The following is a 26929-nucleotide window of genomic DNA, read 5'->3' as shown; positions in this document are numbered from 1 at the left end:
TCCGCGTCCCGTCCCCGCTTATATCAGTTCTTGGCTTGCTCTAGAATGGTCTCGAGTTGTTCTTTATTGAAATCATAAGCTTCATTGCAGAACTGGCACACCACTTCTGCTTTGCCTTCTTCTTCGATTAGCTGTTCCATTTCGTGCTGACCCAGACTGATCAATGTTTTTTCGACCCTTTCCCGGGAACATTCACAGCGGAAATGAATGTCCATTCCATCCATAACCTGTACATCCGGCAGTACACGCTTCAGCAATTCTTCCAGTTCAAGCCCTTGCTCAAGCAGCGTTGTTACCGCAGGCAACGTGCTGATCGCATTTTCAATTACGGTGATTTCATCGTCGGTCAGCCCTGGCAGCAGCTGTATAATGAATCCGCCGGATACAATGACCGAATTGTCGGTATCTACAAGTACACCAACGCCTACAGCAGAAGGTGTCTGCTCTGATTTGGCAAAATAGTATGTGAAGTCTTCGCCCAGCTCTCCCGAAACAATTGGTACACTGCCACGATAAGGTTCCTTCAGGCCAAGGTCCTTCGTTACATTCACGAAGCCTTCTGTGCCCACAACTCCTCTAACATCAAGCTTACCCATACTGTTGCTTGGTAAATGCACATGCGGATTCGTCACATAGCCACGAACTTCCCCTTTGGCATTCGCATCGGCAACAATCTGTCCAATGGGACCGTCTCCCTTGACCTGAATGGTCAGCTTCTCTTCACCTTTAAGCATTGCACCCATGATGGCTGCAGTGGTTACCGTACGCCCCATGGCAGCTGTAGCCGTGGGAAACGTATCATGTCTTCTGCGCAATTCCTCAACCAACTCTGTTGTTTGGACAGCAAAGGCTCTAACCCGTCCTTCCATTGCTGTACCGCGAATCAAGCGGTCCTGTTTGTTGTTTTCCAAGTCATTCAGCCTCCTTTGGCGTATACTATAGTATCTCTGATACACGATAAATAAATTGAATGTGATATTGTTCAACTTATAAATCCGTTCAATTTACAGAAAAAACGGCACAATACGTAAGACTGTAAAATCAGCCCGCTGCATGCCGTCTCTTTCCTTACCTTTCCCGGTTCCGCTCATAAATGATACGCAGCCCTTCCAGCGTAAGCAGCGGATCAACTTCCTCGATGCTGCGTGTTTCCTCTGCAATCAGTGGTGCAAGCCCCCCGGTTGCAATAACTTTGGGCTGCACACCCATCTCTGTACGAATGCGATCAACAATTCCGTCGACCTGTCCAGCATAGCCGTATATGATACCAGCCTGCATGGCATGCACCGTATTGCGTCCTATAACCTTCTTGGGCTTCTCCAATTCGATGCGAGGCAGCTTGGATGCCCGCTCATAGAGAGCTTCAGTGGCAATATGAATGCCCGGTACGATGGCTCCCCCAAGGTAGTTGCCCTTCTCATCAATGCAGTCGAAGGTCGTCGCAGTACCAAAATCAACAACCACAAGTGGACCACCGTATTTCTCAACAGCTGCCACTGCATTCACAATGCGATCTGCGCCTACCTCACGCGGGTTCTCGTACCTTAGGTTTAGGCCTGTTTTGATCCCAGGCCCCACAATCATTGGCTTTTTGCCAACATATTTTTCACACATCGTTTCCATCACATGCACAAGCGGAGGAACCACCGATGAGATGATGACTCCTTCAATGTCGCGTGTTGATATATCCGACATATGAAATAGATTATAAATCAATACGCCGTATTCATCCACTGTGGACTGACGGGATGTGCTCAGACGAAAATGGTGGAGCAACGACCGGCCTTGGTACACGCCGAGTACAATATTACTGTTGCCCACGTCTACAACAAGAATCAAAGAGGTTCACCCCTCTTTCTTTTCGTTTAAATCTAGGCTGATATCAAGGCTCTCGAAAGAATAGGTTAACCTTCCAACCGAAATTACATCCACACCACTCTCGGCAATTCCACGGATGGTATCCAGAGAAACATTGCCTGATGCCTCCACCTTCACATGCGGAGCCTGTTTACGAATAATCGTAACCGCCTCACGCATCTGATCCGGATGCATATTGTCCAGCATAATGATATCCGCACCTGCCTGCAAGGCTTCATTCACCTGTGTCAGATTCTCAGTCTCCACCTCAATAGTCATCGTATGAGGAATGACAGTTCTTGCCCGCTTCACGGCTTCTGTGATGCCGCCTGCCCCTTTGATGTGGTTATCCTTAATCATAACCGCATCGTACAATCCAAACCGGTGATTCGCCCCTCCACCGATCCGTACTGCATATTTCTCAAGCATGCGGTGTCCAGGGGTTGTTTTGCGTGTATCCACCAATCGTGTAGAGAGGCCCTCTAATGCATCAACATATGAACGTGTGCGCGTTGCAATTCCCGACATGCGCTGCAGCAGGTTTAGCGCCAGACGCTCACCTGTAAGCAGACTGTGGGTGCTTCCTTCCACTTCTGCCAGCGTTATTCCCCGAGTAACCTCATCTCCATCTTGTACCATCGCTCTAAATACGAGCGATGGGTCTACTACCTGAAATACCAGTTCAGCTACCGATATGCCTGCGATGACCCCGTGGTCTTTGGCGTGAATAACTGCCTTGGATTGATGGCCTGCCGGAATTGTCACACTCGTAGTGACATCCCCTGCCCCCACATCCTCGCGAAGCCAGTTTTTGATGGATTCGATGAGTCCTTCATTATATCCGTTCAGTATCATGACATCAATTCCTCCACAATCGCTTGTTCTCTTTGCTGCAAACTATGCTTTTGCCAAGTCGCATCATCACGAAGCGGGAAATCCTCACGGTAATGTGCTCCCCGACTCTCCTGACGATGTAATGCTCCACTGGTGACCAGCCAGGCACACGTCAAAAGGTTGGCGTATTCCATCTCTTCCTTATGTGTCAGCAGATAATTGAAGATGTCCATTTCACTCTCCAGTTTATCTAAGGCCCCCTGTAAACCGGCACCGTTACGTCTCAGACCCACCTGACGGACCATCATCTTCTGCAAACGCAAACGCCGTTCCGAAATTGGCTGCTGCTCTTCCCATGTTCTATTCCCGACACTAAGCGGCGAAGGGGTTTCAATTTGTATTGAATTTAGCGGTGGCAGTGTTTGAATGCGTTCAACAATTCTGTGCCCAAATACAATGGCTTCAGACAATGAGTTACTCGCCAGACGATTGGCTCCGTGGACTCCCGTTGAGGAAACTTCACCACAAGCAAACAACCTTCCAATGCTGCTCTCCCCGTTCAGATCCGTTTTGACGCCACCCATCATATAGTGTGCTGCAGGAGCAACCGGAATCCAGTCTGTGGTCATATCCAGTCCGTACCGCATACATGTCTCATATATGGTAGGGAATCGGTGCTTGATTAACTCAGCCGATTCATGAGTAATATCCAGATACACAAATGTGCTGTTCGTCGTCTCCATCTCACTAACAATCGCTCGTGCAACAATATCGCGCGGAGCGAGTTCAAGCTGTGGATGATAACGTTCCATAAAACGCTCACCTTTGATATTTCGCAGAAACGCTCCTTCGCCCCGTACCGCTTCAGAAACCAAGAAACGAGGAGCACCCGGATAACATAGGGATGTAGGGTGGAATTGGATGAACTCCATGTCCCGAATGACTGCACCTGCACGATATGCCATGGCAACACCGTCAGCTGTGGCAACCTCCGGGTTGGTTGTATAGCGGTACAATTGCCCCGCCCCACCGGAGCAGAGCACCGTAGCATGCGCTTTTACAAACACCTTGGTACCGTCCGACTTCTGAACCAATGCCCCTACACATTCTCCATGATCCGTGATCAAATCAATGACAAAATGCTCATCCCAGACTTCAATACCTGAATGTGCACTTGCCTGAGCTGCAAGAGCCCTCACGATCTCGTATCCAGTCGCATCACCATTTGCATGCAAAATACGGCGGTGACTGTGCGCACCCTCCTGCGTCAACGCCAGCTCGCCGTTCTCCACATCAAACAATGTGCCCAGACGGATTAGTTCCTGTACTCCATCCGGGCCTTCGTTTACCAATGCTTCCACGGCCTCGCGGCGACACAGGCCCGCTCCAGCCACAAGTGTATCCTGCAGATGGTATGCAGGGGAATCATCTTCAGCGATTACCGCAGCGATGCCTCCTTGGGCATAGCGGGTATTGCTCTCCAGTAACGACTTCTTTGTAATCATCAATACCTGATTATGTTTGCTTGCCCTGATGGCTGTATATAATCCGGCAATGCCAGAACCAATAACTAGTACATCCGTCTCCACAATGGGCAGCTGGGACAGATCAAAATCCACTATATATTGCGGTATCATCCTATTCACCTGTCTCGGAGCAAGAGTAGCGCATGCTACTTCACCAGTAACATGCGCTCTAGCGATTCTCTGGCTTTGTCGGCAACGGCCGGTGGTACGTAAATTTCCGGCTTCATCGTTTCCAGGCATTTAACCAGTTTCTTCAGGTTGTTGACCTTCATGTTTGGACACACCAGGAACTTGGTGGCAAAATGAAACTGTTTATCCGGGCTATCCAGTCGCAGCTGGTATCCTGTACCATCTTCCGTTCCTACGATAAATTCCTTAGCAGAGGAATTTTTACAGTATTCAAGAATTGCTGTCGTGCTGCCTACAAAGTCCCCCATCTCCACGACTTCGGGACGACATTCCGGGTGTACGACAAACTCGGCATTTGGATATTTGGCTCTCATCTCGACGACATCTTTTACAGTGAGCATGTCGTGAGTGTTGCAATACCCTTCCCAGATGATCATTTTTTTGTCTGTGTGCTGCTGAACATAATGTCCGAGGTTTTTATCCGGCACCCAGATAATCTCATCAGAATCAACAGATTGAATAACCCGGACTGCATTGGCCGATGTACAACAGATGTCGGTCTCCGCCTTGATCTCAGCCGAGGAATTGATATACGTCACTACTTTTGCATTAGGATGCTGCGCTTTCAGTTTACGCAGGCCCTCAACATTGACCATGTCTGCCATGGGGCATCCAGCACGTTCATCCGGAATGATAACCGTCTTGTTCGGGGCCAAAATCTTAGCGCTTTCACCCATAAAATGAACCCCGCAGAATACAATGACATCCGCATCCGTTTGTGCGGCTTTCTGTGCCAATAAGAATGAATCCCCACGAAAATCGGCTACTTCCTGTACTTCGTCACGTTGGTAATAATGAGCAAGAATAATAGCATTACGTTCCTTCTTCAACTCCATCAGCCGCGCTCGCAGCTCCCGGTTCATCTCAGCCTTGCGCTCTAAAGCCAGAGCTTCCACCTGTGATCCTCTCCTTTGACGGACAGCGCTATGCGCCGTTTCCTGTGACTATCTGCGTCGTTATTTTCGCTTGAGAAACGAATCACAAGCGGTTTAACACCTAATGTACACAACGTTCACGACTCTGTCAATAAATGAAAAGGGCACAGAACAACACCCTAATCAACTGTTTCCTGCGTAGTTCGCGCTCTAGCTCGCAGTTATCATTATCTCTGCAATTTGAACAAAACGCACAAAAAAAGAGAGCCTCTCGGCTCTCTTTGATCTGTTCTCAGAACAGGTTCTGTTAGACATTAAGACGTTGGCTTCGTACCACCATCATCTGGATCATTGCTGTTGCCTTTATCCAGATTCGGAGCATCGTTAGGGATATCTCCGGCAGGTGGTTCAGGTGTTTCGTCTTTGCCTTGAATGCGAACACGCACATCACCGATGTTATCGACGATTGGTTCTCCGCCTTCACTTGGCGTACCTTCGTTATCATTATCGCTCTCCGGTTTTGGAGTCAAGGAACCTGTCTCGATCAATTGTTTGATCTGATCCATTTCCAGTGTCTCCACTTCAAGCAACGTTTGAGCGATCAAGTGCATTTCTTTGGAATGTTTTACGAGCAATTCCTTACATTTCTCGTAACATTCATTGATAAAGCGCTGCATTTCCTGATCGATCTCATAAGCGATGGAATCCGAGTAATTCTGTTCATGGCCGATATCCCGTCCAAGGAATACCTGTCCTTGTGAACTTCCGAATTGCATAGGTCCCAATTTCTCACTCATACCGTACTCCATAACCATGCTGCGAACAATACCCGTCGCTTGCTGGAAGTCACTGTATGCACCAGTACCAATTTCACCAATGAACAATTCTTCTGCCACACGACCCCCGAGGAGTCCTGTAACTTTGTCCAAGAGCTCTTGCTTGGTAACCAGCATACGGTCTTCTTTTGGCAACATGATTACATATCCACCCGCACGTCCGCGCGGAATGATGGTCACTTTATGTACCATATCGGCATGTTCCAGGAAGTATCCTACAATGGTATGGCCTGCTTCGTGATAAGCAACGATTCGTTTCTCGCGATCACTGATGACACGGCTTTTCTTCTCCGTACCTACGATGACACGGTCGATCGCCTCGTCTACCTCACGCATGGAAATATCTCTTCTGTTACGGCGTGCCGCAAGCAATGCCGCTTCATTCAGGAGATTCTCAAGATCCGCACCAGAGAAGCCTGTTGTACGCTTCGCAATAATGTCCAGTTTCACATCTTTTGTGAGTGGTTTGTTGCGGGAGTGTACTTTCAGTACCGCTTCACGACCTTTTACATCAGGGCGGTCAACCGTAATTTGACGGTCAAAACGTCCCGGACGCAGCAAGGCAGGGTCCAGAATGTCTGCACGGTTCGTTGCAGCCACGATGATAATACCCTCGTTGGCTCCGAATCCGTCCATTTCAACGAGCAACTGGTTGAGCGTTTGTTCACGTTCATCGTGACCACCGCCAAGGCCAGCACCACGCTGACGACCTACAGCATCAATCTCGTCAATAAAGATGATACATGGGGCGTTTTTCTTTGCATTTTCGAACAAGTCACGTACACGGGATGCACCGACACCGACAAACATTTCGACGAAGTCCGAACCCGAGATACTGAAGAACGGTACACCCGCTTCACCGGCAACGGCACGAGCAAGCAACGTTTTACCAGTACCCGGAGGCCCCACGAGCAATACGCCCTTAGGAATCCGTGCACCTACAGCTGCGAATTTGCGAGGATCTTTGAGGAAGTCAACGACCTCAACAAGCTCCTGCTTCTCTTCGTCCGCACCTGCGACGTCTTCAAATGTAACCCGCTTCTTCTCTTCGTTATAGAGACGGGCACGGCTTTTACCAAAGTTCATTACTTTACCGCCGCCGCCTTGCGCCTGATTAAACAGGAAGAAGAACAGCAGGAACATAATGATCAAAGGAATAAAGGATGTCAGAAGTGTCAGCCAGATGCTGTCACCTCTCATTGGCTCCTGATTTAACTTGAAATTATTAGCTTCACTTGCCGCTACAAGCTCACTAATCGCTTCATCCGTAGGAGGAATGTACGTTGAGAAATTTTCTGATTTGGCTTCGCTAGGCTTCTCTCTATATTGACCGGTCACAAGAAAAGACTGACCGTCGAATTGAACCGTCAATTCCGAGATGTTGTTCGCCTTAACCGCCGTGCGCAACTGATCATATCTAGGATTATCTGTGGCTTCGCCGCCATTGCTGACGAACTGCACTATGCCCACCACGACTAAAAAAAGAATCAAATAAAAACCAGAATTCCGGATGAACCGATTCATCCCCTACCTCCTCTCGAGACACTTTAATTATTTTAACATAGCCCGACATGGCTTCTCAACAGAAGGCACGAGCAGAACTGGGCTTGGAACTAGCAAGCTTATTAACTGCTGTATACTTCCGGTTTCAAAATCCCGATGTAAGGGAGATTTCGGTACTTCTCGGCATAATCCAAACCATATCCGACGATGAATGCGTCAGGAATGTCAAAGCCGGTGTAATGAGCTTCAAGCTCCACTTTACGGCCTGAAGGTTTGTCAAAAAGCGTAACCACGCGCACCGATTCGGCACCGCGATTTTGAAGCAGTTCAATCAAATAGCTAAGCGTAAGTCCACTATCGATAATATCCTCGACAATGAGAACCTCACGGCCTTCAACCGAGACGTCGAGATCCTTGATGATCTTAACAACGCCTGACGACTTGGTGGATGCACCATAACTTGATACTGCCATGAAATCCATTTCAACAGGTACCGTTATGTTTTTAACCAAATCAGCCATAAATATAAACGCACCCTTGAGCACACAAATGACCAAAGGATTGCGACCTGCATAATCGGCACTTAGTGTTGCGCCTAATTCCTTGACTTTACTTTGAATTTCTTCTTCACTGATCAATACTTCCTGAATGTCGTTCTGCAACTGTGCGAACCTCCTAAGTTATACTATGAAAGCCTTACCTGAACCATAACCACTACCCCTGAATCGCTGAATTGCCTACAGTCATGTACAGGATGGCGGAAGTATCCTCCTTCACCGGTGCAATATTCGACCGGCGAACACCCGGCAACCAAACAATGTTGCCTGCTCCGTCACAAACCACGGGAATACGCGGACGAACAGAGGGGGGGATTTTTTCATCGATGAAAATATTTTTCACCTTTTTGCTTCCGTTTAATCCCATGACTTTCATGGTATCTCCAGGTAACCGTGAACGCACAACCAGCGGCATGAGCAGTTGATCCGCATCAAATGCGGCCTGATCTGCCGTTTCCGGTACAAGATAGTCCTCGGGACTCATAGGAACGATCCGAAGATATCGGTCAATCTCCCTGAGTGAAAGCTCATAAGTTCCGTTCCATTGCACGAGACGATACTCGAAAGATTGATCCTGTACGTCTGTCCGTAAGCCAAAGGAAACCAGATCATACTCCCGGGTACAAGCGAGTGTCTGTCCTATATCTAGGCTCCAGGTCTTCGCATAAGGCTCTATCACCTTGCGGCGAATGGTTTCGATACGGGTAAAGTCGACAAAATCACTGTCCAAAGGCAGATAATTCAATATTAGTTTAATCAACCTTCGTTGTAAAGCGACATGTAACTTCAAAAAGGAAGGCACCTCAAAGGTTTGCCTTCCGCCGTTCACCTGCACTAGACACCTGTATGCGTCATATGCACCTTGCTCCATGAAATCGTCTTCATCGCCCACAATTTCGGCAAGCCGATTCAAAGACGGCGTGAGCTGTCCATTATATTGCCCCAAATAAGGAAGCACATCCAAGCGAATGGCATTGCGCCGATATTTACGCTGGGAATTGCTTGCATCATTAAAGTACAGAAATCCCTGAGTATTACAAGCTTCTACAAGGTCTGTCTTGTTTATACGAAGACATGGGCGAATAAGTTCCACATTTTTTTCATGGCGTTTAAACTTCATTCCGGACAGTCCCGTTAACCCGCTGCCACGTAATAAATGAAGCATAACGGTCTCGGCCTGATCATCCGCATGATGTGCCAGAGCGATGCTTGCTGCACCATATTTGTCAGCTACCTCATGCAGAAATGCATATCGCCTATCGCGTGCTGCTTCCTGTGATCCCTTTCCTGTAAGCTTCATATAGGAAGGAATATCGGCCTTCACCCATTCAAACGGAATGTTCAGCTGTGCTGCCATTCTCCCGACCATTTCGGCCTCTTCATCGGATTCTGCCCGGAACCCGTGATGCACATGAGCACAGACCAGTTCCAGCGGAACATGTCTTGTACTGATCTCATGCATAATATGCAAAAAAGCCACCGAGTCCGGTCCGCCCGATACTGCGACGATGATCCGATCCCCGGGAACCCATAACTGATGCTCTTCCGCTGCCTCCAGCACATGATTCACCAGCTCGTTCCAGCGTAAAGCCTCCATACCTGTTCCTCATTCCTTGCGTTATGTATATGCACCTGTAAAAATTAAAAACGCAGTGCATAGATGAGTACCCCAATAAGTAATATAACGGATACAGCAAATGCATTTTTAAGCCAGCGTGGTGTAGAGCTCGATGAACGCCGGCGAAGAGGTGTAGGCCGGGTCATCATGTCTTTCCAGGCCTTGGCTGCATGTCCGGCATCCCGGAACTGTCCCCGAAGAGCCTGAATCGTCCAGCTACGAAACGGTCGCAGCCTTTCGCTGCGCTCCACCAGAGCCGTGAGCTGATTAACACTCCGCAATTGTGGCAATCCTTCGGCAGCCAGCGACTTGAGTGCTTCCCCCTCCAATACGTGAATCAGTAACAGAGCAAAAGCAAAGACATCGTAGGTGCCATCTGCTGTTCGGCTTCCGCCATTCCAGAAGCCCCTGTCATACCATTCGGTAAACTGTTTCACACTTCGTCCAATCGACGTTACTCCACCATAATCAATGAGCTCCACTTGACCAAAATCGGACACCAGTACGTTCTGGGGCTTAAGATCACCAAACACCCAACCCGCCTGATGTAATTGTGCCAGCTTCTGCAAGAGTCTAAGCCCAACCAGCAGTGTCCAGTCCGTCCCTTGACGCCTGATGAAGTGGTGAAGAGCTTCACCCCGAACATAACGCATCACATAAAAGGGAATGTCCCGTCCCTGAATGGCATAATCGTCCACATCCTTGAGATAGGAAGGAATACCACTCTGCTTCAGGGCCTCATGATTACGCTGTAGCTGAAACGATTTGAGCACATTGATCTCTGATTGCAGATCAAACGGATCAAATCCCATCTTAAGTGCATAGTGCTTGCCATTCTCACCCCGCTGGACGAGAAAAACGATGCCGTTGGCGCCTTTGCCCAGCAGCTTGCGAATCGTATAACGGCTGCGATTCCATTTTCCCGTAATTACTGTTCCAGGCGGGAAAGAGGCATCAGACAACGTTGTCACCGAGCATCCCTTCTCTTTCAATGCGATAGTTCCCTTCTATTTCCTGCTGTCCCTCCAGTGTACCATAACGGTAAAAATCAATCACCTTCTGAATCGCAGGACCTGTCGGGGTCGCACCCTTCATCTGCAGACGTCCAAACAGCGAACGGACACTGCCCAGATCCGATGTCCAGTTGATATCCATCACAGCCTCTTCTCCACTATGGCGACCCGGGAAATGAAAGACCGAGAGCTTGCTCTGCCCCACACGTGACTGCAAGCTCAACATCAAATCCCGGATTCCTTCTTCAACCGCAGCGAGCTTCGGCTTCATGCTTGCACTTACATCGATTAACAGGATGACCTGAAGAGGGGCTGTTTCAGCCAGGTTATCTATCACTTCTACCACCTGAGCACGCTGTGCAGGTTCAAGGTCGGTTACGGTTTTGGACACCTTCTCTCCCAAAATTTGTGTTAACTCTCTATTAACCGCCTGCTGAATGGTCTGAACCACCGTTTTCCTTGTCATCATCTGCATCGTATGGGCAAGCTGCCTTGTGCCCACAATCTGGCTGATCCCCCCTCCGGCTTTTGCAATATCCTCAATCTCCCGGCTGCCCAGTTCACCAATGGTTCCATAATCGATCACACCAACCACATTGACTGTGATCCCCTCTTCACGAGCTTCTGCTGCTGCCAGTACCGGACTTGTACCTACATTAGAACAACCGTCGGTGATCAACAAGATCTGCTTCATCCGAAATCCCTCCGTTTTTCGTTACTCTCCAATTCTATGACTAGCATTGCCAGAATGAAGAGACTTCAAACAGAGAACGATGCAATTAACTTACTGTACGTGGACGCTCCATCCGGTTAATTCCCGGAACTCGCAATGTGGCCCACTCCGGACGGTAGTGCTCTACTTTGCCTACAACGACAGTCATATCATCCAAAATCTCATGCTGTTGATATCGAATTACGCTCTCAAGCAGGCAGTCCGCTACCTCCTGCGGATCGTCACTATCAATCTCCTGAATGAGACGTTTCATCCATAGCTCCTTGTTGACGGCGTACCCTGGGGCATCATAAATTCCATCCGTCATCATAATCAATATATCGCCCGGTTGAAGCTGTACAGTGACCAGATCCACTTCGATATCTTTAATAATGCCAATGGGTAGATTGCTGGCCGATACCTGAATAACCTCCTGTCCGCGTTTAATAAAGCTCGGAGTTGAGCCGATTTTCATAAATGTGGTCTCTGCCGTATATTCATCGATTAGAGCCATGTCCACTGTGGCATACATCTCTTCAGGAGAGCGCAGCATTAACACAGAATTCACGGACTTGATCGCCAGCTTCTCATCCATGCCCGATTGAAGCAGCTGTTCCAGAATATTTAACGCGGCACTGCTCTCCATGCGCGCACGTTCCCCGTTGCCCATACCATCACTGAGTGCCACCGCAAAGGTACCATTCCCCAATTCAACCGTGCTGAAGCTGTCCCCGGATAACAAATCTCCCCCTTTTGCAGCCGCAGCTACCCCTGTAGTCACTTCATAGGTTTTGGCTGATCCAAAGGTAACGGTGGCCAGACCCTGACGGGGATTCGTCATCGTCTCATGAAGAACAGCAATATGCTCGTCCAAAACATCCGAGATCAGCGGCGCAATCATCTTCCGGCATTCATCAAATCCCCTCGTATAGGCATGAACAATCTCGATTTCCACATTGCCTGCTTCCAGATTGATAATCTCAATCGAATGAATGGACAGGCCCAGCGACTCCAGCGCATCCCGAATCTGTTCCTCCTGCTGTACCATCTCCTCACTTTCCCGTTGGATTTCTCTCGCCAGGTCCTCCATCACCTGGGATACTCCGGATAATTGCTCGGCAACCAGCTGCCGGCTGTCCACAATCTGACGTTTCCACTGCATATTATGCTGGTAGAGCCCATATTGGGCACGCATAACCTCAAGCACCTCCTCCGGTTTGGCACATACCCTGTTCCACTCCACAGGAATTTGTTTGCCCGACATCTCCGGATTGGCCTCAATGGAACTCATCACATCTGTCATGTATTTATAGGTTTGAATAAACTTTGCATCCCAGCACTGTGCACGTTTGAAGCACCCTGCGCACGTTCCCTCTGCTACCGCATTCATGAAATGCTCCATGCCGCCTTCGTTCTGTACCGGTTCCCCCGTACCGGACATCTGATCGAAGCTGCGGGAAAGCTGGCGGAATACCTGCGAGAAGCGGGTCACCCGTTCTGCCGTGATATCCCGAATTCGCTTCGCATATTCATGCTGCGATTTGGTATGATCCTGTGTACCTGGCACATATTTGGATATGGCTGCCATCATGCTTTTAGGTGTAAGCATGAACAGAACAATGGCTGCACACGTCTCCCATAAGGAATTCATCACATCACCTGGACCGCCCAGATAAATGGATAGAATGGATGAGCCCAGCAGCATCCCCAGTGCAACGCCTGCACGTTTGCCCTCTCTAAGCATACCCGCCAGCATCCCGGCAAAAGCGAGCAAACTCATTTGGTATACGGCTGACATGTCAGCCAGACTCAAAATCAGCCCCGTAATGACCCCGACGGATGCCCCAAGGGGGGCTCCGCCCACCAGCGCGAAGATCAATATTAAATAACGAGAGAGCATATGCTCCACGGAAAGGGACTGAATGGTCCAGCCCACCGCGCCTGTCATAACGGAGGCCAGTAATATGATGAGGCAGAGGATCTCCTCGCTCTTTAGGTTGAATTTCTTTTTGCGGTACGTAAAAATCGGTATGGCTTGTATAAAAACCAGGGTAAGCACGAAGCTGAGTACGGAGTCCATCGTGAGCATTAACATGGCGTACCAGCTGAAAGACGGCCCAATGACGACTGCGAACAACTTGACCATAAAAGTAGTCGTAAACACCATGGTTGGTGCATAAGATAATTCAGCACGGTCATAAGACTCCAGCCCTCTGAACAAGAGATAGAAGATCGCCATCTCAGACGCAACGATAAGTGGAACCGGAAACGGAGCAAACAGGCTCCCCGCCAGCAAAGCGGCCCCAACGGGAATAATGTAATCCCTTCGCATGAAGGCAATCACCGCGAAGTACGCAATGGCAAAGGGCGATAGTTCATTCAGGATCATGGCCTTCCCCAATAAGAATCCCATAAATGTAAGGAGCAGCACCCATTTGCGTGCAGCAACGAACTGGACAGCCTTGCGGGAGGTAATCCACTGTTTGAGACGTACGGACAGCTCCTCCCGAGCTTCTGTACTCTCTTTACCAGCTTTCATTCCCGGAAATTGAATGACATTCCACTTTTCCATCATCCCAAAGGCACCCCATTCGATTATTTGTTTTCGTGTTTCGTTCTCGATGGTTCTGATTATAGATAGATTAGAAGACGTAGTTTGTCACAATAGGTGGACAGGGTTCAAAAAGTTTACGACAAAAGAAACAGGCATGGCGCGGAGGAGCGAAACCCCCGGCCTTATTGTCGTTCCATCCTTTACAGCCTGACCCACCGAGGACGGTGTTGTCTGATTTTGAATGGCATTTGTTCTGCCATCAACCTGAATTGAACGGGATACCTGCGGAAAGGCATGGAAACATGTCGGTAAAAAATGGTAGACGACAAATGTTCTTATTTCCTATGGTCCTTGTGCGAAAAAAGTGCATCTGTGGAGTATTACTTTACAAGAAAAGCCAGGAATCCAGTGGAATGCGCATAGGCGACGGTAAACCCCAAAAAATATGCGCACCCAGCAGACTAAAAGAAAAAAAGAACAAAACGCAAAAAAGCCGTTGACCCTTACGGGTTAACGGCTTTTCTTATATTTTAAATCAGGTTGATACAGATTTACACGCGCTTGGCTCCACGGCCTCCGCGTTTGCCCTCTGTGTTCTTCTTGAGCGAAGAGATCCGCTCTTCACTATCTTTCAGGAAGCGTGACATTTTATCCTCAAATGAAGGTTTGCCTGCTGCGGGCTTGAAAGAACGGCCTCCACGGTCGCGGTTAAATCCACCGCCGCCGCCACGGCCTTGGCCGCCACTTGGGCCTCCACCGCTGAATCGTTCGCGATCTCCTCCACTGCGTTCCGGTCTTGGAGCTCTTGGGGGTCTGGATTGTGTTTGTTGCTCCACCGGTTTGTCAACAGCTTGCTTAATGGAAAGTCCGATTTTGCCATCCTTGTCAACGTTGATGACCTTCACTGTAACGACGTCATTAAGTTTCAGGTGGTCGTTGACATCCTTGACATAATTGTCGGCGATTTCCGAGATGTGAACGAGACCCGTGACACCTCCTGACAGATCCACAAATGCTCCAAAATGCGTGATGCCTGTCACCTTGCCCTCTAACTTGGTGCCCACTTCAATTGCCATAGAATAAAATGATCCTCCCTTAAAAATATACAACCCGATTTTTTAGATGCCAAAATCAATGCTGTGCTAAATGTAATTATACCTTATGCCGCAAACCAAGGTCAACAGAGCTCTACCCCGCAGGAGAGCCTATTTTTTACAGTATAACGACTTCAGATATATGGATAATAATTCTTGCTCAGTCATGAGCGTAATTCCATCAGTTCCCTGACTCTTCAACCTGGATTGGCGTCTCTTCAGGCAAGTAATAGCCTTTTTTCCGCGCCAGCTGTCCTATGTATTCAGGGTCCTTCAACCGACTGACTTCATACTTCAACTGATCCAGCTTCTTCTGCGTCTCTTCCTTTGAAGCCTGCTGTGCGGCCAAGTTCGAACTCTTGTCCGAAATCTGTGCATTCTGTACAAGGAACGTATATCCTGCCCAAATAACAAATACAACGACGAATGTCATCCAGAGCATGAGGCGTCTTTTTGCGCCGGCAGATTTCCCTTGGCCTGTCGGGGCTGCAGATCTCCCCACAGGTGTTTTACCCATTTTTGGACCTCCTTAAAACCAGCGTTTCCAAATCGCTGCAATACTTGAACCCGCACGGATTATCCAACGGGGCGTTACCCAATGTTTCAGGAGCGGCCTAAACATCCAGCGGAACAACTTGCCGAAAGGTACCAAACATTGCAGTACCAGCTTGCCCAGGAATATCAGTATCGCGAGCACAAAACCCAATATCACGCGAACTAGCTTGTATAGTCCCTTCGCTGGCATAACGAACAGGATGTTAAGGACATGTCCACACCAATGAATAAGTGTTCTTGCGAGTTTAATTAACATTACCACAAAACGCTGGGTTGTAACACTTAAAAGCCAAAAATAGAAGCAAACCCCTATAATTAGCCCCAAAAAGACATAAAACCGCAGCTGTCCGTGGTTTCCGGCGTACAGCATCCGGAATACGAACAGCGCGGAAGCAACCCAGTACAACAGGTCAAGCGTGTGCATGCTCCATCTCGGGAAGCGCAGCTGACCGGACAGTACCCGGTAACTGTCGTAGGCCATACCCATTACGATTCCCGACAACAGCATCCATGTTAATGTGATCCACTGCGTGTCCAGACTCATCGGAACATCTTGCCGAACAGGCCTTTACTATTCTTGTTCTGGGAACCGGGGTCCAGATATTGCAGAGAACTGACGGTGCCTTCAATGGACAGCAGACCTTCCTCCAGGCTCAAGTTTTTGATATGTAAATTATGCCCCCGGATGGTCAGATGCCCAAGCTCAGTCTGCAGCAAAAACTCCTCACTGTCGAAGCTCTCTACATTGGAGACACCTGTCAGATCCAGCAGTTTGCGATTTTGCATGCTCAAATGATGCTGTTTCGGTTTACCGTGCTCAACCATGGCATGTACCCCTCCTTCTTACACCTAGCTTATGGAGGCAAAGGCGGGAATAGAACCAGGGATCATGAAGGAATTGCTTCTGCCTACCCAAACAAAAAAGCACCCTTCCTATCTAGGAAAGGTGCTTCTATCTCACTTACTTTCATTCATAAAAGAGCATATCGGGCAGATGATTACCAGTTCAGCCCGTTATCCTTGGCGATCGGCTCTTCCTTAACCAAGGTATAGAGGCTGCTCGCCTCGTCCTTCTTGGTACTCTCAGCAAGACGTTCCACCTTCACGGTGACCAGCTTCTGACCGAACTGAACCGTCAGCTCATCGCCCACTTTAACAGCAGCGCTTGGCTTCGCTTCACGTCCGTTAATCAGAACACGTCCCTGTTCGGAGACGTCCTTGGCCACAGTGCGGCGTTTGATCAGCCGGGAGACCTTCAGGAATTTATCAAGACGCATTATTTTACGGCTTCTTTAAGTTTGTTGCCTGCTTTGAATGCAGGAACAGTGGACTCAGGAATAACGATTTCATTCCCTGTTTGTGGGTTACGTCCGGTACGACCGGAACGTTTGCGGGTTTCAAAAGTGCCAAAGCCGATCAGTTGTACTTTGTCTCCGCTTGCGAGTGCATCTGTAATTTCTCCCAAGAAGCCGTTCAATACGGACTCAACGTCTTTTTTAGTCAAACCGCTTTTGGTGGAAATGTTGTTAATCAGATCTGTTTTGTTCATTTTTAAAAGCCTCCCAAATTAAAAAGAAAGTATCTGCGAATCCTGGCAATCTGCCTGATTGCCGCGGCTTTCGCGCAAGGTTACTACACATGTATTCTGGCTTGGATTCTGAATTCCTGCCTCGGCCGGCGACTTTTTTTGGCTTATGTTGAACCTGTGCCTATAGAAAGTCTAAGTCCAATACCCGGAATGTTGTCCGATCAATCAGGAATAACCCTAATCCAAATATGAACACATGTTCGTATAGCATATCATACCATTGAAAAACATGGAACAAGGATATTTGAACAGTTTACTTGGTCTACCCTGTTACAGTCCAGCCTTCTTCGCCGCTTGCCAGAATTGCTCCATCTCTTCGACGTTGCTATCTGCAGGTGTCCGTCCAAGTTCACGAAGCCGCTCCTCAATATATCGGAACCGCTGAGTGAACTTGCGATTGGTGGCAGCAAGGGCCTCCTCCGGGTCCGTATCAATAAAGCGAGCTACATTAGCCGTAGCAAACAGCAAATCGCCCAGTTCCAGCTTCCGCTCTTCAGCCGATTGATTGCTACGCACTGCTTCTTTCAATTCTGCCAGCTCTTCTTCAATCTTGGCAAATACGCCATTCACATCATCCCAGTCAAAACCAACCTTGGCAGCTTTCTTCTGGAGCTTGTACCCTTTCATCAAGGCAGGCAGATCGCGGGGAATACCATCCAGCACCGAAACGGTCTGTTGATTGATCCCTTTGCGTTTCTTCTCCTCTGCCTTCATCTGTTCCCAGTTCTGCAGTGCTTCATTCGCATTCTCGGCCTGATGCTCGCCAAATACATGAGGATGACGGAAAATGAGCTTGTCATTAAGCCCTTCAATGACATCATACACATTGAAGGTGCCCACTTCCTCTTCCATCTGGGAATGCAGCAGAATCTGCAGCAATAAGTCCCCAAGCTCCTCCTTCATGTGGTCAGGATCATCTTCATCGATCGTTTCAATGACCTCATACGTCTCTTCAATCAGGTTCTTGCGAATCGACTGATGGGTCTGCTCCTGATCCCATGGGCATCCGCCCGGGCTGCGAAGAATATTAACAATTTCATGCAGCCTTGCAAAAGAGCGACGTCGCAGGTTGTCATCCGTGTTTTTCGGCACGTAAATGAGGGAGAGGTTTCCATAACCTTCAATCCGGTCCAGCTCATGAAGCGGTACCTTGTGGATGATCTCCTGATCCTGTACACCGAGGGCGTGTCCAACGAATACCGGATAGTCATCTGGATATACATCCATCAGGCATAGCTTCACATCAGACGCTGTAAACACATCATAGACCTGTCCAATCAAAGTATGCAGCTGAGGCTGCACTAGCTCCGTGCTCAGGCTGCTTGCATCGAGAAGTTGGAAGCCTTCAATAGGATCAAATCCGAGACGGATAAAGGCTTCATCCAGAAAACTTTCACCCCCCATGACACGAAGTGAGATGCCCATTTGCGGGCAGCGTTCCTTCAGCAGCCGTACACTCGCCTCTGCCACCATCGGATGGCCTGGCACAGCGTAGACAATCTCGGTTCCCGGCTCTCCCTGACGGGCAGCCTCAATGAGGCGATTCGCAATCTCGTCATAGACCTCCGGGAACGATGCCTTCGCCTCGTAGATTGCATCAAATGATGTCATCTCCAGTCCTTCCTGCTTCAGATCATTCAACACAGGATGATCCAATGTGCGGACATACAGCGTAGCCGCTTGTTTCATTTTCTTGATAATACCTACTGTCAGCTGATCTGCATCTCCTGATCCGAGACCAACGACGGTCAAAGCTGCTGCGCTCATTTTCAAGCCTCCATCCGAACCATTCTGCAGAATGCCTCCCATTGTTACATTGACATGAGGAACATACGCAGAACAGCGCTCTATAATTACACGTATTATAACAGAATCCGTGGATATCCAATAATTTCACACGCAAAAGGGTGAGACAGGGCTACCGCAGGACATGCAGCCTGCGAAGCCATTTGGCCAGGCGCGGTCCAAGCTTCGGGATCGCGGCCAGATCTGTGGCGGTCAGCAGTCCGGTACGGGCTGACGCCAGCAAAAACACGGCTGCGCCTGCGGCGATGCCAAGCAGGCTTATGCCTACCGCGGCCAGCCTGCGATCGGCCGCGATGCCTATGCCGCCGAGCACCGCTCCGGCAGCCCAGGCCATGCCTGCCGCCGCCACGCTCATGGCGGCGATCACCAGCGCCGGCTTCACCAGGACGGCGCCAGGGGCAGGGCGCATCGCGGTACGCCGCGCCAGCAGGGCCACATTCAGGCCAGCCGCCAGCATATAGGCGACTGCGCCTGCCAGGGCCGCGCCGCTGATGCCCAGCGCGGGCACAAGCATGACGTTCAGCAGCGCCTTGACGCCTGCGGCGGCCAGCATGCTGAACGCGGGGGCGCGCACGGCGCCGAGGCCCTGCAGCAGCGCCGCCGCAATGATGCTGACGGTACTGCCTGCTGCCGTCAGCGCCATATACCGCAGAGCTTCGGTGCCTGCGGCATCACCGTACAGCATGCGGTTGATCGGTTCTGCCAGCACCGCCAGACCGGCGGATGCAGCCAGACCGATTAACCAGAACCAGCGCAGCGCGATGCTTGCCTGCTGCCTGACGGCTTCCGGCCCGCCCTTCAGGCGAGCTTCGGCCATCGCCGGAATGAACAGCACAGATAGCGACGTAGCAAGCATCGTCACGAGCTGTACAAGCGGCAAGCCCCGATTGTAAATACCGAACAACACCATGGATTCGACCTCATCCAGCCCTTCACTTCTTAGAAGCCGGGGCACCGTGAAGGTATCCACCAGGTTCATCAGAGGTACAGCGAGCGAACCCAGACAGACGGGAATGGCATATACCAGCAAGGTTCGTATCCATTGACCATTGGTGGTAAGCTTCTTCGCTTGAAGCCCTTCTCCTGTCCATTGCTCCGGTTGTCCCTCCCTGGTTCCCGATCTCTGCAAGCCATCCAGTTCTTCTTGGGATAAACTCGTTTTCCTGCTCTTTCGCCGCCTACCGTACACATAAGCGAGCATGGTGAGTAATCCCGCGATTCCACCGGCAGCAGAACCCAGCATGGCTCCTGCCGCAATGGTCTCCAGCGATGCATCCCGCTTCATCAGCCATAGCAGCAGCACAATCATTACCGTCACACGAATCGTCTGCTCTACGACCTGTGACACAGCGGTTGGCACCATCTGCTGTAAACCCTGAAAATATCCACGAAGTCCAGTCATTAGTGGGACAAATAGCAGTGCAAGCGCAGCAGCCCGAATCGAAGGAATGACATGTCCATTACCAATCAGATGACCTATAAGTGGTGCACCGATGTACATCAGTATAGCCAGGATTAATCCGATGCTTCCAAGAAGTATCGAAGACAGTCGGATAATCCGTTTGCCCTCTTCGGGCCTCCCCAGCGCATGTTGTTCGGCAACAAATTTGGATACGGCAACAGGCAGTCCGGCGGCAGCAATCGTAATGATAAGCATATAGAACGGATATACCGTGTTATAAATGCCAAAAACACCATCGCCCCCTAGATTCTGTAACGGAATCTTTTGAAAAGCACCGATGATTTTAGAAATAATGGCAGCAAGGCCAAGCACAAATGCACCCTGCAGCAATTTTGAGCCAGTAGTAGACGGCTGTTTCATAAGTCCCTCCTACAGTTATCCAAGCGATTATATCCAGTAAGCATACTTTGCTATTATACCTGCCTGAAGCCGCACAGACTAACCTTCTGTTGAAGTTCCTTTTGAAGTCCCCTCCATCTGCTCTTCATTCAGCCTGCGTATTATGCCTTTTTAAATGCAAAAAACTCCTGTCTGCCGGAAAGGCACCAGGAGTTGATCTGCTTATCTATTGTTCCATCTGTTTGCCAAGGAAGCCAGCAGCCGTCTCAGCCATTTTAACTTCCATCTGGGACATTTTCACGGATTCATCCTTGTTGTAGAGAATGACGGTTCCAATAGGGTCCCCACCCGAAATGATGGGTGCAATGACAAAAGAGGATAATGTTTCATCATGATCCTTGCTGATCTCATAGGAGCCACTACCTGTCTCAACGATGGTCTTGCGATTTTCCATACAGCTCTCTACCAGCTGACCTACCTGCTTGTCCAGATACTCCTTCTTGGAGCCGCCCGCTACCGTAATAATGGTGTCGCGGTCAGAGATCATGGTTACGTGACCTGTACTCTCATACAACGATTCAGCATATTCTTTGGCGAAATCGCCCAGTTCGCCGATTGGCGAATATTTTTTTAGAATGACTTCTCCATCACGATCCACAAAAATCTCAAGCGGATCTCCTTCACGAATTCGTAACGTACGACGGATTTCTTTTGGAATGACCACACGGCCGAGGTCATCAATACGGCGGACAATACCAGTAGCTTTCATTTCACATGTTGCCCCACTTTCTCGAGAAGATTTTTCAACTACTGTTCCTTAATGGGTCGAGGAAAGTCCCAGAACGTTTAGTGTGATATCTTGACCATAGTATTCATCTGTTCCCATTTCCTTATACATACTTTGAAGAATATAGTTGTGTTCTCTTCGCAGAAGGTGACCATGTACCCATTATGCTGCTGTCTGTACAAAAAGAAGCAAGGGGCAGGCCATAAGTCCTCCCCTTGCTTCTCTAAGCTTGTCCAGAAAGTAAGTGTGCTGCAGCTCGTTTCTTACTTGCTGCTTGTATCAGCGCTATCGCCTGTTGTTGCATCGGACTCTGTTTTAGTACCTTGATCTGTCTTAGCGTCAGTACCTGTGGACTCGTCCGTTTTGGTTTCTGTAGATTTGTCACCTTCGGTTCCAGTTCCAGTACCCGTTGTGCCTTCAGTACCTTCAGTGCCTTCCGTAGTACCTTCTTCAGCCTTGTCTGTCTTCGGCAGGTTTACTTCCTTCACGATCTTATCCAGTTCATTCGTCATGAACGTATCGATCTCTGCTGCTGCCAATTGGCTTTTGAGTGTTTCTTTTTGCTCATCTGTCAATTTGCTGTAGTCTGCTTCGGTACGGGATTCTACTTTCATCACGTGGTAGCCGTATTCCGTTTCAACCGGATCACTGATTTTGTTAATTGGCAATGTTTTGGCAGCTTCTTTGAACGCTTCTACCCAGTTGGATACAGGGGTATTTTCGTACAATCCGCCATTATCTGCAGAGCCTGGATCTTCGGAGTATTCTTTTGCCACTTTTGCAAAGTCTTCGCCGGCATCCAGTTTAGTCTTAACTTCTTTTGCAATTTTCAAGGCATCTTCTTTTTTACGCTCTTTTTGCGTATCTGGGTCCGTAAAGTTAATCAGGACGTGACGAACCGAAGCAGTTGTGAACTGATCCTTGTTTGTTTCAAATTCTTTTTTGATTGCATCTTCCGTAACGCCAGTCTCTTTATCCTTGATTACGGTCATGATGCGAGTCATGTAATCCTTGATGTTCTGATCTGTCAGGTTCTGAGCCTTCAACATTTCAGTCCATTGATCAGCTTGAACAGAAGCCTTCATTTTGTCGAACTGCTCGGTAGCCACTTTGGCTCCTTCTGTTTTGGCTTCTTCACTCGCCTTGCCACTCAAATATTCATAAGCAACTTCCTGGCGCACCAGGTAGTCCTTGAAATCGTCCATCTCCATCATTTGTGCATATTCCGGATAGAGGAATTTCATGACCCGCTGCTCCATATCGAATTCATTGGCTGTAATTGTACCGCCATCGTAGGTCGCTACAACAGCGCTTGTATCATTAGTTTCTGGTGCAGCTGCTTCATCCTTCTTGCCGCATGCAGCAAGCAGTGATAAGGACAGTACTGCAACCATACTCACGGAGAGTACTTTCCCTACTTTTTTATACTTTGGTAACATCCTTTGGTTCCCCCTTTGATTTAAAAGCACTCTTCATGGACTCCAGAAATTTCTCTACCAGCTCCATCAGTTGCTTGTCCCCAAGCCCTTTGCCTTTGACATGAATAAGCATATGGGGTCCTTGTTCAAATTGTACACGTCTTTCGAACTGATTTCCAATGTGGGCAATTTTCGAGAGCTCAAACGCATGCTCACGGCCTTCGTAGAATTTCACGGTAAGGTCGTCACCACGCTGCGTAATGGACTCAATTCCGTACATTTTACCATACACTTTTAATCTGGCTACAGCCATAAGATTAATGACAGCTTCCGGAAGATCGCCGAAGCGGTCAACCAACTCGTCTTCCAGCTCCATGGCATCGTCGAAAGAGGCAATAACCGCCACTTTTTTGTAAATCTCAATCTTCTGTATACTGTCATAGATATAATCACCCGGCAAGTAGGCATCGATGCTGAGATCGAGCGTGGTGTTCCATTGATCGGAAGGTACCGGCTCCTCTCCGAGCATGGTGACTTTGCGTTTATTAATTTCCTCGGCCAACATCTGAGAATACAGGTCGAATCCGACTGAGGCAATGAAGCCGTGCTGCTCTGCACCCAGCAGATTCCCTGCTCCGCGGATCGATAGATCTCGCATCGCAATTTTGAATCCCGACCCCAGCTCGGTAAACTCCTTAATAGACTGCAGACGTTTCTCTGCAACCTCGGTCAGCACTTTATCCCGTTGGTACGTAAAGTACGCATACGCAATTCGATTGGACCGTCCAACGCGCCCACGCAGCTGGTACAGCTGGGAAAGGCCCATTTTGTCTGCATCATGAACAATCAGGGTATTTACATTCGGGATATCTACCCCTGTCTCAATGATGCTTGTGCTTACGAGCACATCATATTCGCCATCCAGGAAGTCCAGGATCGTTTTCTCCAGCTCTGTCTCCGACATCTGTCCATGGCCCACGCCCACTTTGGCTCCAGGAACCAGGTCAGCAATTTCGGCAGCCATCTCCTGAATTCCTTGAACACGGTTATACAGATAATAAACCTGACCTCCACGTGCCAGTTCCCGCTCAATGGCTTCCCGAACAAGCGCCTGGCTATGTTCCACGACATAGGTCTGCACCGGGAAACGATTCTCTGGTGGTGTTTCAATAACCGAAAGATCACGGACTCCCAGCATGGACATGTGGAGGGTACGCGGAATTGGTGTAGCCGTCAGTGTGAGCACGTCCACATTTGTTTTCAGCTTCTTCAGTTTCTCCTTATGAGTTACACCGAAGCGCTGCTCTTCATCAACGATAAGCAGTCCAAGATCCTTGAATACCAGATCCTGCGATAACAACCGGTGCGTCCCGATAACAATGTCGACTGTTCCACTTTTAATGCCTTTGGCCGTCTCATTTTGTTCCTTACGGGAACGGAATCGGCTAAGGACATGAATATTGAATGGATATCCCGAGAAACGTTCACGGAATGTCTCATAATGCTGCTGTGCCAAGATCGTGGTCGGAACGAGTACCGCAACCTGTTTGCCTTCAATAGCCGCTTTGAAAGCAGCACGAATGGCAACCTCGGTTTTTCCGTAACCGACGTCTCCACATAGCAGACGGTCCATGGGACGATTTTGTTCCATGTCCTTTTTAATTTCTTCAATCGCACGGACCTGATCACGAGTCTCATCATAAGGGAACATGGCTTCGAATTCCTGCTGCTCGGCAGAGTCCTTCTCGAAGCCGAAACCTTTTGAGGTCTGACGCTCCGCATAGAGCTTGATCAAGTCGTCAGCGATGTCCTGTACAGATGAACGAACTTTATTTTTAACCCGTGTCCACTCGTTACCACCCAGCTTGTAGATCTTGGGCTCTTTCTCTTCTGACCCGACGTATTTCTGGATCAGATCGATCTGTTCGATCGGTACCGACAGTTTATCCCCACCAGCATAGAGAATATGCATATAGTCCTTATGAATACCGCCAACCTCAAGCGTACCAATCCCTAGATACTTACCAATCCCGTGGTTCTGATGGACAACATAATCGCCCACCTTCAGCTCACTATACGATTTAATCCGTTCTGCATTATCCACATTACGGCTTTGTTTGCGTGCCTTGCGCTGCTTTTGGGAGAACATCTCACCTTCGGTTACGACGGCTAAATGAATGGACGGCAGTTCGAATCCGGTCTGCAGGTTACCGATAAGCATTTCCGGTTCCGGTATATCGTAGTCCATGAGGACGCGCCGCATCCGATCGAGTCTTTCTTCCCCGCTCGCCAGCATAAGCACATGCACTCCGGCTTTCTGCCAGCGTTCCATCTCGGCCTTAAGTACATTCATCTGTCCGTGGAAATCCTGCATGCCCCGACTGATGAAGTTCAGAATGTTTTGAGGCTGTGTATGTGGGACCTGACGCAAGAAGATCGACATAAACAGCGTCTGGAATGGGCGTTCATATAACAGCTCATCCCCATCTGCCGACAAATGAAGATCAGGCAGCGTCTTTCCGTTTTGCATCAAATGCAGGTTCCACTCCGATTCATCCCGGTCGAGCTGCTTGGACGTTTCAGCCAGTCGTGCAGGTTCGTCCAGAACAAGCAGCGTGTCCTCCCGCATGTAATCGTAAATGGTTTTATGCTCCGGATAGAGCGGTGAGATATATTTATACATTTCAGAGAAATACACATGCTCCCGCAGCAGCTCAATCTCGCGGTGAATTTCTTCACGGAGACGCAGCTTGGCCTGGCGATCAGTCATTTTCTCCAGCTGTTTTTCCAGTAAAACGACAGCTTCATCCGCAGCCTTCTCCATGCGTTCGCGGTCTGCGATCAATTCCTTGCACGGGAGCACCGTAACTTCATCGATACGTTCAATGGAGCGTTGATCCGCTGGGTCGAATGTTCGTATGGAGTCAATCTCATCGTCAAACAATTCCACCCGGTAAGCAATGGACGAAGTCACTGGATAAAAGTCGATAATTCCTCCGCGCACGCTCATCTCGCCGCGAGATTCAACCCGTTCCACACGTTCATATCCAAGCTTCACCATCTCCAGAAGGAACGAGTCCAGATCGATTGTATTCCCTTGTTTAAGGGTAATCTGAGCATTGGCCATCACTTCCGGAAGAGGCACATAACGCCGCACGCCGGAAAATGGAATAACAACAACGCCCCTAAAACCTTGGGCGCAACGAACTAACACATCAATACGCTGACCCAGTGTTTCCGGACTGGAAACAGCGGCTTCAGCGGCAACAAGTTCATTCGCAGGATAGAGCAGCACTTGATCTGGTGAAAGCGCTTCCTGCAAATCTTCTGCGATTTTTTGTGCGGAAAACATATTGTGTGTAACGACGAGCAGTGGTCGGTTCATCTCTTGGTGCAGAGCTGCCAGCATGATCTGGCGCGCTGATCCGGACAATCCTGAGACCAGCTGCTCTTTCATACCGGACGTAATACCGGCAGTAATGGATCCAAAATCGGGATCTTTGGAAAAAGCCTGTATAAGTGCTTGTAACAAAAGGGGCACCTCTCTTATAACTTACTTGATTAGTTCACGCCTAAGCGCCGTATTATCATTTTGAATTGGATACAAATTCCTTTTTGTCCTGTTTCATCATATCGGATTACTCGCTTCATTACCACATCAGGTTCAACCAATAACCCAAATTTCCGTCATGAGCATTTTCATTCCTAAATTGAAAAGAAGCCTCAGCAGTCTGCCAAGGCTATAAAGGTGGAGCGGTATTCCGCAGCCCCCATCATCTGTTATCCATCTTCGCTGCGAACCAGAC

General features: G+C 49.0%; 22 protein-coding genes. All 22 read right to left on the bottom strand.

The annotated features are described in order from the left end of the window. Window positions 1–23: 23 nt before the first annotated feature. The 22 genes from hslO to mfd all read right to left on the bottom strand — a co-directional run bounded on the left by hslO (window position 24) and on the right by mfd (window position 26655). On the bottom strand, window positions 24–911 hold the full coding sequence (hslO, locus tag F4V51_RS00325; RefSeq protein WP_153976440.1) for an Hsp33 family molecular chaperone HslO: 888 nt from the start codon (window positions 909–911) through the stop codon (window positions 24–26). A 157-nt stretch (window positions 912–1068) separates the two neighbouring features. Continuing rightward, window positions 1069–1839 (bottom strand): type III pantothenate kinase, encoded by a 771-nt coding sequence (locus F4V51_RS00320; RefSeq protein WP_153976439.1) that lies wholly within the window; start codon window positions 1837–1839, stop codon window positions 1069–1071. A gap of 6 nt (window positions 1840–1845) precedes the next feature. Continuing rightward, complete coding sequence (gene nadC / locus F4V51_RS00315; RefSeq protein WP_153976438.1) at window positions 1846–2712, bottom strand: carboxylating nicotinate-nucleotide diphosphorylase; 867 nt, start codon at window positions 2710–2712, stop codon at window positions 1846–1848. Next, window positions 2709–4328: an L-aspartate oxidase gene (nadB, locus tag F4V51_RS00310; protein ID WP_153976437.1), complete on the bottom strand. Its 1620-nt coding sequence runs from the start codon at window positions 4326–4328 to the stop codon at window positions 2709–2711. The genes nadC and nadB overlap by 4 nt, the downstream gene beginning before the upstream one ends. A 35-nt stretch (window positions 4329–4363) precedes the next feature. Continuing rightward, entirely contained in the window at window positions 4364–5302 is a 939-nt protein-coding gene (gene nadA, locus F4V51_RS00305) for a quinolinate synthase NadA (protein ID WP_095362242.1), read from the bottom strand. Between the two features lie 293 nt (window positions 5303–5595). Next, window positions 5596–7641, bottom strand: coding sequence for an ATP-dependent zinc metalloprotease FtsH (gene ftsH / locus F4V51_RS00300; protein ID WP_153976436.1), 2046 nt, complete (start codon window positions 7639–7641; stop codon window positions 5596–5598). Window positions 7642–7742: 101 nt separating this feature from the next. Then, entirely contained in the window at window positions 7743–8282 is a 540-nt protein-coding gene (gene hpt, locus F4V51_RS00295) for a hypoxanthine phosphoribosyltransferase (RefSeq protein ID WP_153976435.1), read from the bottom strand. A 52-nt stretch (window positions 8283–8334) separates the two neighbouring features. Continuing rightward, window positions 8335–9774, bottom strand: a complete 1440-nt coding sequence (gene tilS / locus F4V51_RS00290; RefSeq protein ID WP_153976434.1) for a tRNA lysidine(34) synthetase TilS — start codon at window positions 9772–9774, stop codon at window positions 8335–8337. A gap of 44 nt (window positions 9775–9818) precedes the next feature. Beyond that, on the bottom strand, window positions 9819–10766 hold the full coding sequence (locus tag F4V51_RS00285; protein WP_153976433.1) for a serine/threonine protein kinase: 948 nt from the start codon (window positions 10764–10766) through the stop codon (window positions 9819–9821). Then, window positions 10750–11502, bottom strand: a complete 753-nt coding sequence (locus tag F4V51_RS00280; protein WP_095293366.1) for a vWA domain-containing protein — start codon at window positions 11500–11502, stop codon at window positions 10750–10752. Before F4V51_RS00280 ends, F4V51_RS00285 begins: the two co-directional genes overlap by 17 nt. Window positions 11503–11587: 85 nt before the next feature. Continuing rightward, the gene (spoIIE, locus tag F4V51_RS00275; protein WP_201281177.1) at window positions 11588–14095 is read right to left on the bottom strand and encodes a stage II sporulation protein E; all 2508 of its coding nucleotides are present in this window, start codon (window positions 14093–14095) and stop codon (window positions 11588–11590) included. 530 nt (window positions 14096–14625) lie between these two features. Next, window positions 14626–15150 (bottom strand): S1 domain-containing RNA-binding protein, encoded by a 525-nt coding sequence (locus F4V51_RS00270; RefSeq protein ID WP_095293365.1) that lies wholly within the window; start codon window positions 15148–15150, stop codon window positions 14626–14628. 199 nt (window positions 15151–15349) lie between these two features. Then, on the bottom strand, window positions 15350–15685 hold the full coding sequence (locus F4V51_RS00265; RefSeq protein ID WP_153976432.1) for an FtsB family cell division protein: 336 nt from the start codon (window positions 15683–15685) through the stop codon (window positions 15350–15352). Window positions 15686–15697: 12 nt separating this feature from the next. Beyond that, window positions 15698–16267, bottom strand: coding sequence for a spore cortex biosynthesis protein YabQ (yabQ, locus tag F4V51_RS00260; RefSeq protein WP_095293363.1), 570 nt, complete (start codon window positions 16265–16267; stop codon window positions 15698–15700). Next, complete coding sequence (gene yabP / locus F4V51_RS00255; RefSeq protein ID WP_095293362.1) at window positions 16264–16548, bottom strand: sporulation protein YabP; 285 nt, start codon at window positions 16546–16548, stop codon at window positions 16264–16266. The genes yabQ and yabP overlap by 4 nt, the downstream gene beginning before the upstream one ends. 173 nt (window positions 16549–16721) lie before the next feature. Beyond that, the gene (locus F4V51_RS00250; protein WP_095293361.1) at window positions 16722–17000 is read right to left on the bottom strand and encodes an RNA-binding S4 domain-containing protein; all 279 of its coding nucleotides are present in this window, start codon (window positions 16998–17000) and stop codon (window positions 16722–16724) included. Further along, window positions 17000–17272, bottom strand: coding sequence for an HU family DNA-binding protein (locus tag F4V51_RS00245; protein ID WP_017691362.1), 273 nt, complete (start codon window positions 17270–17272; stop codon window positions 17000–17002). The genes F4V51_RS00250 and F4V51_RS00245 overlap by 1 nt, the downstream gene beginning before the upstream one ends. Before the next feature lie 309 nt (window positions 17273–17581). Further along, entirely contained in the window at window positions 17582–19078 is a 1497-nt protein-coding gene (mazG, locus tag F4V51_RS00240) for a bifunctional methyltransferase/pyrophosphohydrolase YabN (protein WP_153976431.1), read from the bottom strand. A 151-nt stretch (window positions 19079–19229) separates the two neighbouring features. Continuing rightward, entirely contained in the window at window positions 19230–20939 is a 1710-nt protein-coding gene (locus F4V51_RS00235) for a putative polysaccharide biosynthesis protein (protein WP_153976430.1), read from the bottom strand. 205 nt (window positions 20940–21144) lie between these two features. Further along, window positions 21145–21687: a stage V sporulation protein T gene (gene spoVT, locus F4V51_RS00230; protein WP_095293358.1), complete on the bottom strand. Its 543-nt coding sequence runs from the start codon at window positions 21685–21687 to the stop codon at window positions 21145–21147. A 281-nt stretch (window positions 21688–21968) separates the two neighbouring features. Beyond that, on the bottom strand, window positions 21969–23144 hold the full coding sequence (locus tag F4V51_RS00225; protein ID WP_153976429.1) for a peptidylprolyl isomerase: 1176 nt from the start codon (window positions 23142–23144) through the stop codon (window positions 21969–21971). Continuing rightward, a complete protein-coding gene (gene mfd / locus F4V51_RS00220; RefSeq protein WP_153976428.1) occupies window positions 23128–26655 on the bottom strand; it encodes a transcription-repair coupling factor in 3528 nt (1175 codons plus the stop codon). Before mfd ends, F4V51_RS00225 begins: the two co-directional genes overlap by 17 nt. Between the last annotated feature and the right edge of the window lie 274 nt (window positions 26656–26929).

The organism is Paenibacillus xylanilyticus, from assembly GCF_009664365.1.
GTDB lineage: Bacteria > Bacillota > Bacilli > Paenibacillales > Paenibacillaceae > Paenibacillus > Paenibacillus xylanilyticus_A.
The sequence above is the reverse complement of the archived record's forward strand: the minus strand, read 5'-3'. Positions and strand labels throughout refer to the sequence as shown.

Excerpts from the sequence above, each read along its gene's own strand:
- nadC (WP_153976438.1), bottom strand. The coding sequence starts at position 2,712 with ATGATACTGAACGGATATAATGAAGGACTCATCGAATCCATCAAAAAC.
- nadB (WP_153976437.1), bottom strand. The coding sequence starts at position 4,328 with ATGATACCGCAATATATAGTGGATTTTGATCTGTCCCAGCTGCCCATT.
- ftsH (WP_153976436.1), bottom strand. The coding sequence starts at position 7,641 with ATGAATCGGTTCATCCGGAATTCTGGTTTTTATTTGATTCTTTTTTTA.
- tilS (WP_153976434.1), bottom strand. The coding sequence starts at position 9,774 with ATGGAGGCTTTACGCTGGAACGAGCTGGTGAATCATGTGCTGGAGGCA.
- F4V51_RS00280 (WP_095293366.1), bottom strand. The coding sequence starts at position 11,502 with ATGAAGCAGATCTTGTTGATCACCGACGGTTGTTCTAATGTAGGTACA.
- spoIIE (WP_201281177.1), bottom strand. The coding sequence starts at position 14,095 with ATGATGGAAAAGTGGAATGTCATTCAATTTCCGGGAATGAAAGCTGGT.
- F4V51_RS00270 (WP_095293365.1), bottom strand. The coding sequence starts at position 15,150 with ATGGCAATTGAAGTGGGCACCAAGTTAGAGGGCAAGGTGACAGGCATC.
- F4V51_RS00265 (WP_153976432.1), bottom strand. The coding sequence starts at position 15,685 with ATGGGTAAAACACCTGTGGGGAGATCTGCAGCCCCGACAGGCCAAGGG.
- yabQ (WP_095293363.1), bottom strand. The coding sequence starts at position 16,267 with ATGAGTCTGGACACGCAGTGGATCACATTAACATGGATGCTGTTGTCG.
- yabP (WP_095293362.1), bottom strand. The coding sequence starts at position 16,548 with ATGGTTGAGCACGGTAAACCGAAACAGCATCATTTGAGCATGCAAAAT.
- F4V51_RS00250 (WP_095293361.1), bottom strand. The coding sequence starts at position 17,000 with ATGCGTCTTGATAAATTCCTGAAGGTCTCCCGGCTGATCAAACGCCGC.
- F4V51_RS00245 (WP_017691362.1), bottom strand. The coding sequence starts at position 17,272 with ATGAACAAAACAGATCTGATTAACAACATTTCCACCAAAAGCGGTTTG.
- mazG (WP_153976431.1), bottom strand. The coding sequence starts at position 19,078 with ATGAGCGCAGCAGCTTTGACCGTCGTTGGTCTCGGATCAGGAGATGCA.
- F4V51_RS00235 (WP_153976430.1), bottom strand. The coding sequence starts at position 20,939 with ATGAAACAGCCGTCTACTACTGGCTCAAAATTGCTGCAGGGTGCATTT.
- spoVT (WP_095293358.1), bottom strand. The coding sequence starts at position 21,687 with ATGAAAGCTACTGGTATTGTCCGCCGTATTGATGACCTCGGCCGTGTG.
- F4V51_RS00225 (WP_153976429.1), bottom strand. The coding sequence starts at position 23,144 with ATGTTACCAAAGTATAAAAAAGTAGGGAAAGTACTCTCCGTGAGTATG.